At 44.5% G+C, this 6,292-nt stretch carries 4 protein-coding genes; 3 read left to right on the top strand and 1 reads right to left on the bottom strand.

Annotated elements, in window-relative coordinates:
• The first annotated feature begins 227 nt into the window (after window positions 1–227).
• Window positions 228–2,936: an HTH-type transcriptional regulator MalT gene (gene malT / locus BCU12_RS18480; RefSeq protein WP_102405721.1), complete on the top strand. Its 2,709-nt coding sequence runs from the start codon at window positions 228–230 to the stop codon at window positions 2,934–2,936.
• Window positions 2,937–3,061: 125 nt separating this feature from the next.
• On the opposite strand, the gene BCU12_RS18475 is transcribed toward malT, so the two are convergent.
• On the bottom strand, window positions 3,062–3,418 hold the full coding sequence (locus tag BCU12_RS18475; RefSeq protein ID WP_102405720.1) for a YibL family ribosome-associated protein: 357 nt from the start codon (window positions 3,416–3,418) through the stop codon (window positions 3,062–3,064).
• A gap of 149 nt (window positions 3,419–3,567) precedes the next feature.
• On the opposite strand from BCU12_RS18475, the gene BCU12_RS18470 reads away from it, so the two are divergent.
• The gene (locus tag BCU12_RS18470) at window positions 3,568–4,335 is read left to right on the top strand and encodes a DUF4344 domain-containing metallopeptidase (RefSeq protein WP_102405719.1); all 768 of its coding nucleotides are present in this window, start codon (window positions 3,568–3,570) and stop codon (window positions 4,333–4,335) included.
• Between the two features lie 268 nt (window positions 4,336–4,603).
• Window positions 4,604–6,265 (top strand): methyl-accepting chemotaxis protein, encoded by a 1,662-nt coding sequence (locus BCU12_RS18465; protein WP_102405718.1) that lies wholly within the window; start codon window positions 4,604–4,606, stop codon window positions 6,263–6,265.
• Window positions 6,266–6,292: the final 27 nt, after the last annotated feature.

Below are 6,292 nucleotides of genomic sequence, written 5' to 3'. Positions count from 1 at the left end.
TATTTATTTATATTTATGAAAATTACATAGATTTCAGTACAGATCGGCACTCATATGATCTTCAATATCACATTAAAGGTGATTTTAGTCACATAACTAAGGCGTAGAGCCTAAAATTTGAGGGTGGGATGAGAAAACTAGCGTTGGATCACCAACAGTACTTCCTCACTTCCAGTACTATCTCGAGATAAAGCATCACCCAATGATTAAAATAACGGATAACAAAGATGTGGATTCCTTCGAAATTAACTCGTCCAGGTAGATTGCATAACGCAATCGTCCGCCCAAGAGTTCTCGACTTGCTGCAACAAGCGCCTTATTACAAGCTTGTTTTGTTTCGCTCGCCCGCCGGCTATGGAAAAACCACCATGGCTTCACAGTGGCTTTCTGATAAACCCCATGTTGGTTGGTATAGCATTGATGAAAGTGATAATGACCCTTTTCGCTTCATCAACTATTTACTGCAAGCCATCAACAAGGGCACCAACAATGCCTGCCCCAACGCCCAAACATTAGCGGAAAAGCGACAGTTCTCGTCTTTACATTCACTCTTTAGTGAAGTGTTTGCTGAGCTGTCTAATTTTCATCAGGAATGCTACGTCGTTCTCGATGATTATCACCTCATTTCAGATGATGACATTCATGAGGCGATGCGTTTCTTCCTAAAGCACATGCCAGATAACCTGACCTTGGTGGTTACCGCTCGAGCTGCACCTCCATTAGGAACAGCCAATCTGCGCGTACGCGATCTTATGATTGAAATTGGCAACGATTTACTGGCTTTCGATACGGAAGAAACCACCCGTTTCTTCAATCAACGCGTCACTGATGGCATCGATAACGACACGGCAAAAGATCTGCAAGCTTATGTAGAGGGCTGGCCTTCTGCTCTTCAACTTATCGCTCTACAAGCTCAGCATCAAAAACGTACCTTAGCGCAATCTGCAGAATCGATGTCTCAGTTCAACCATGCGCATTTATGGGATTACCTTGTCGAAGAAGTGTTTGATCTGCTCGACCAAGAGACTCGACACTTCCTCCTTCAATGCTCCGTATTGGATCACTTCAATGATGAGCTCGTTGGCGCATTGACTGAGCGTGACGATGCTTTGAATATGATTGAGTCCCTAAACCGCTATGGGCTATTCATTTATCCTTTGGAAGATGAACAAAACTGGTATCGCTTTCACAACTTGTTTGCGGAATTTTTAGCTCATGAACGCATGGCTCGAATACCGCAACAAGAAAAACAGTTACACAAGACCGCTGCGCAAGCTTGGTTGAAACAAGAGTCTCCGCATCAAGCGTTGCAACATGCGCAACAAGCGAAAGACAGCGACTTGGTCTCTTCCATCCTTGTCACCTACGGCTGGAAGATGTTTAACAGAGGCGAACTGCAAGCCCTGGAACAGGCCATCAAAACCTTAGATCCTGACCAGCGATACAGTGAGCCCAAGCTTAGTATGCTTGAAGCATGGCTTGCTCAAAGTCAGCATCGTTACCAAGATGTTGGGAAACTACTGGCGAAAGCTGACGAACAAATGGCATTACGAGACGTCAAGCTCACCACCAAAGAGCAAGGTGAGTTCAATGCTCTGCGTGCACAGGTTGCGATTAACCATAATGAACCAGAGAAAGCATTAGAACTGGCCGAGCTTGCACTCAGCCAACTCGACCACACAGTGTATCGCAGCCGAATCGTTGCCACATCGGTGGTTGGGGAAGTCAATCATGTGCTTGGACACCTAAGCCGTGCACTGCCAATGATGCAGCAAACTGAAAAGCTGGCAAGACAGTATCAAGTGTATCATCAGGTGCTTTGGGCCATGCTGCAACAAAGTGAAATTCTTATCGCTCAAGGTTATGTCCAAGCGGCGTTCGAAGTTCAAGACAACGCATTCAAACTGGTTGAAGAGCATCAATTACAACACGTACCGATGCATGAGTTTTTACTCCGTTTACGTGCACAGGTGTTCTGGTGTTGGAACCGTCTGGATGAAGCGGAAGAGTGCGCCTATAAAGGGTTATCTGTCCTTGGAAGTCATGACCCAAGTAAGCACTTACACAGCTATTCAATGCTGGCACGCATAGCGATTGGCCGTGGTGAGCTCGACAAAGCCGCCAAATTTATCGATCAAATCGTGCACTTGCTTAAACAATCGACTTACCACGTTGATTGGACAGCCAATGCCTCGTTATCTTTGATTCTATTTTGGCAATCACGTGGCGATATGGAAGCCATTCGACAATGGCTCGAGACAGCAGTGAAACCTGCAGAAGCCTGCAACCACTTTACGCAACTTCAGTGGCGCAATATTTCTCGCGCGCACGTTTGCCTCGGTGAATTTGACAAGGCGAGCCAGACTTTGGACTTCCTCCAAGCTGAAGCCAATAAGAATCAACTTCTGACCGATATCAACCGGAACCTGATTGTGGAATCCGTTCTTGCGGTCAGTGTTGGCGATGAAGAAGGCGCGAAAGGTAAGCTGAAGCAAGCGCTAGAGCTCACCAATAAAACCGGTATTCTTGGCAATTTCCTTGTCGATGGTAGCAAAATCGGCCACCTACTTGAAAAGCTTAGCAATAAATCGGAATTGGGCGATCTCGAACGCCACCGTGCGCTACAACTGACTAAAGACATTTCAACCACGCAGCGCAGTCGTTCGGTTCATTTCGATGAAGAGTTTGTTGAAAAGTTGGTTAATCACCCGAACATTCCAGAGCTTGTTCGTACCAGTCCTTTGACTCAGCGAGAGTGGCAAGTACTGGGATTGATTTATTCTGGATTCAGTAACGAGCAAATTGCTCAAGAATTGGATGTGGCAGGCACGACCATTAAAACCCACATTCGAAACTTGTACCAAAAGCTCAATATTGCGAACCGAAAAGAAGCCATTACCACGGCGGAGCATCTGCTTCAGTTAATGGGCTTTTAACTGAATAAACCAAGCTTAATAAATCAAGCGGAATCAACAAAAGTCACAACCAATAAAAAAACGCCTCAATATTCCAATCAATATTGAGGCGTTCTTCATACAAGAAGGCAATGCTAACGTAGAACTTAGAACTTCTTCGGCGCGAAACCTGTCATTGCATCTATTCGAAGTGCTTTGCCCAATTTCGTCATTGGGTGTACCACAACCAAACCTTTTACAGATTTCTTTAACTTACCCATGTCAGCTTGTTCAGCCTTGGTAATTTCGCGGTAAAACGGCATATCAGACAGCTCTTTACGCTCTTTATTCAGATCGTAGTCTTGCTTGTGTTTTAATTGCGCAACCTTCTTATTTAAGCTCTCAATTTCATCCGTAAATTTTGAGATCATCGCGTGATCGCCACGAGATTTAGCCGCATCTAATTTGAATTTACATTTATCTAAGCGGTGGTTTAATTGTTGTACTTCTTTTTTTGAACTCATGGCTGATGACTCTTGGATGAACTTTGGGCGCGGAGTATATCACACTCTTTGTGCAACCCATAGGGCGTTATTTCATCAATTTTATACCATGAATCCATTGGTTTAACCTACACTAACAGCATCCTTTATCGCTCGGGAAGCCACCCATCATGCGTCTTTTCATAACAACGATTACTCTGCTCCTTTTTGCGCTCAAGTCGGTGCCTTCTGTTGCAAAAGATAGCATCGTTATTACTTTTGATGATCCATCTAACACGCAAGAAATCCAAACCAAACAAATCATTCAAGAGAGTCAATTGAACGAGCTTGTTGTGGGCTTATCGAACCAACACTTTCCTTTCGATAATGTACTGACGATTCAATACGGCGGATCAGACGGGCCAATGTACGACCCAGGAAATCACACCGTCTATATTCCTTATACCTTTTACCAACAAGCGCTCGATTACTTTTCAAAAAATAATTATGAAGATCGCTTTGAAAAAAAACCTCAACTAGGCGCACTGGACACGCTATTGCACACTTTATTGCACGAAGCAGGTCATGCATTTATACACGACCAATCGATACCCATTCTGGGAAAAGAAGAAGATGCCGTTGATAACTTTGCGACTCTACTCATGATTGATTATGTGACTGATGGGGCTGATTCCGCGATCAGTGCTGCCGACATGTTCTCTTTTGAGTCAGAAGACAGACCAGACTATTACGATTTCGGTGAATACATTGATGAACATAGTTTTGATTTACAGCGATATTTTTCAACGCTATGCCTCGTCTACGGCAGTGATCCTGACACTTATGAACATTTACTCGATGAAGTAGAAGAAGATTATCGAATGGAAAGAAAAGAGTTCTGTGAGTTTGAATATCAGAACCTTTCACATAACTGGTCTAATTACATGAAACGACAATAAATTTAGAATCTTTTGAGGTGGACCATAAATGAAACGCATTTTGTAAGCACTAGCCATCAATATGCCCTATCACTCATATTCATTAGTTATTGAAATAGCACAGTTTTATATGATTCCTATGTAATTATATTTGCACATTGTGACTAAACCATAAACATTCCACTCTTTTGCTACTTTGTTAGCCAAAATTGTCTAATCTTAAGGGAACATACTAATAAAAAATTCGACCGAGGGTTCAACCTCGGCTGGAGTCTACAGGACGTAACTTATGAACTTTTCAATTCGCAACCGCCTATACATACTATCCATCATTCCACTTCTGGTTATTGCCATCGGTATGATGTGGTTTACCTACCTAAAAACGACCGATTATAACCAACAGCAAATTGAGCTCACGCGAAACAACATGATGCAGATGAAGCAAAATGAGCTTAAGAGTTACCTTCAATTAGCGCGTTCTTCATTAGAGCCACTGCTTCAAGAAGGAAAATCGTTGGAAGAAGCACTCCCAACCCTGAAAACTTTGGAGTATGGTGAGACGGGTTATATCTTCGCTTACGACTCAAAAGGGGTTCGAGTCGCGATAGGGCAAGGCACCAAAGGAATCGGTGACAATTTCTTTAGCCTCCAGGATCAACAAGGAAACTACTTGATACAGGAGTTGATTAAGAACGCCAAAACTGGAGAGTTTACGACCTACTACTTCCCGAAGCCTGGACAAACTGAACCACTACCTAAACTCAGCTATTCGGCCTTTATCCCTGAATGGGACCTAATGATCGGAACCGGGTTTTATACCGATGATATCGACGCAATCATTACCGAAATGGAAGCCTCAGCGAATAGCGCACTCAATGAAAGTCTCACCGCGATCGTTATATTCTGTATTGTGATTGCTATTCTCGTCGCGATATTCGCCATCTTTGTGACTCGAAGCATCTTGCACCCAATCGATGTATTGGATCGCTCGATCGGCTCTTTTGCAAGTGGTGATGCCGATTTGACCGCTCGAATGGAAGCCTTCAAGATTCCAGAGTTTGCCAACCTCAGTAAGAACTTCAATATTTTCGTCGAAAGCCTTCAGAACATCATTCGTAATGTGAGCGATGTAGGCCAACAGGTGGTTAGCGAAACGAATGACATGTCTGGTCGAGCGGCCCAAGTTGATGAACTGGCATCAGGCCAGCGTGAAGAGACAGAACAAGTGGCAACAGCCATGACGGAAATGACAACAACGGCAGGTGAGATTTCAAATAATGCAAGTAACGCAGCGGGCTCGGCAAACGAAGCCGAAGAGAACGCCAAAGAAGCTCAGCAAATCGTAAACTCAGCGGCGGATTCCGTTCGAGAACTCGCACAAGAAGTATCGGAAGCCAGCAGCGTTATCTCGCAATTGGAAAGCGACGTTAAAAACATTTCCTCTTCCCTTGAAGTTATCCAAGATATCGCTGAACAAACGAACTTACTGGCACTGAATGCGGCTATCGAAGCAGCGCGAGCAGGTGAGCAAGGGCGAGGCTTTGCGGTTGTAGCAGATGAAGTGCGTAAACTCGCGAGCCGAACGCAAGACAGCACAGGTGAAATTCACGCGATGATTGAGCAGTTGAAGTCTGCATCAGACGCTGCGGTTAAAGCCATGGATTCAAGCCAAGCACGTGGCGACAGCACCGTGGCTGAGGCCAATGCTGCGGCTCAAGCACTCATCAAGATTCAAGAGTCTATAGGTACCATTATGGACATGAACTCGCTCATTGCGACAGCGACTGAAGAGCAAAGCATCGTCGGGCAAGAAATATCACAACGCATTGTGGTGATCTCGGATCAAAGTAGCCAATCGGCTGACCTAGCGAACCAAAACAGAGCGGGTAGCCAACAGTTAAACGAACGAGCCAACGAGCTTTCAGCCTTAGTAGGCCGATTCACCGTATAGGAAATCGACTCACTCTGACTCCATTGA

The organism is Vibrio sp. 10N.261.55.A7 (assembly GCF_002877365.1).
Classification (GTDB): domain Bacteria; phylum Pseudomonadota; class Gammaproteobacteria; order Enterobacterales; family Vibrionaceae; genus Vibrio.
This window is presented reverse-complemented; position numbering and strand designations above follow the sequence as displayed.

What these genes read in the sequence shown, in the direction of transcription:
- BCU12_RS18470 (WP_102405719.1), top strand. Translation starts at nt 3,568, where the DNA reads ATGCGTCTTTTCATAACAACGATTACTCTGCTCCTTTTTGCGCTCAAG.
- BCU12_RS18475 (WP_102405720.1), bottom strand. Translation starts at nt 3,418, where the DNA reads ATGAGTTCAAAAAAAGAAGTACAACAATTAAACCACCGCTTAGATAAA.
- malT (WP_102405721.1), top strand. Translation starts at nt 228, where the DNA reads ATGTGGATTCCTTCGAAATTAACTCGTCCAGGTAGATTGCATAACGCA.
- BCU12_RS18465 (WP_102405718.1), top strand. Translation starts at nt 4,604, where the DNA reads ATGAACTTTTCAATTCGCAACCGCCTATACATACTATCCATCATTCCA.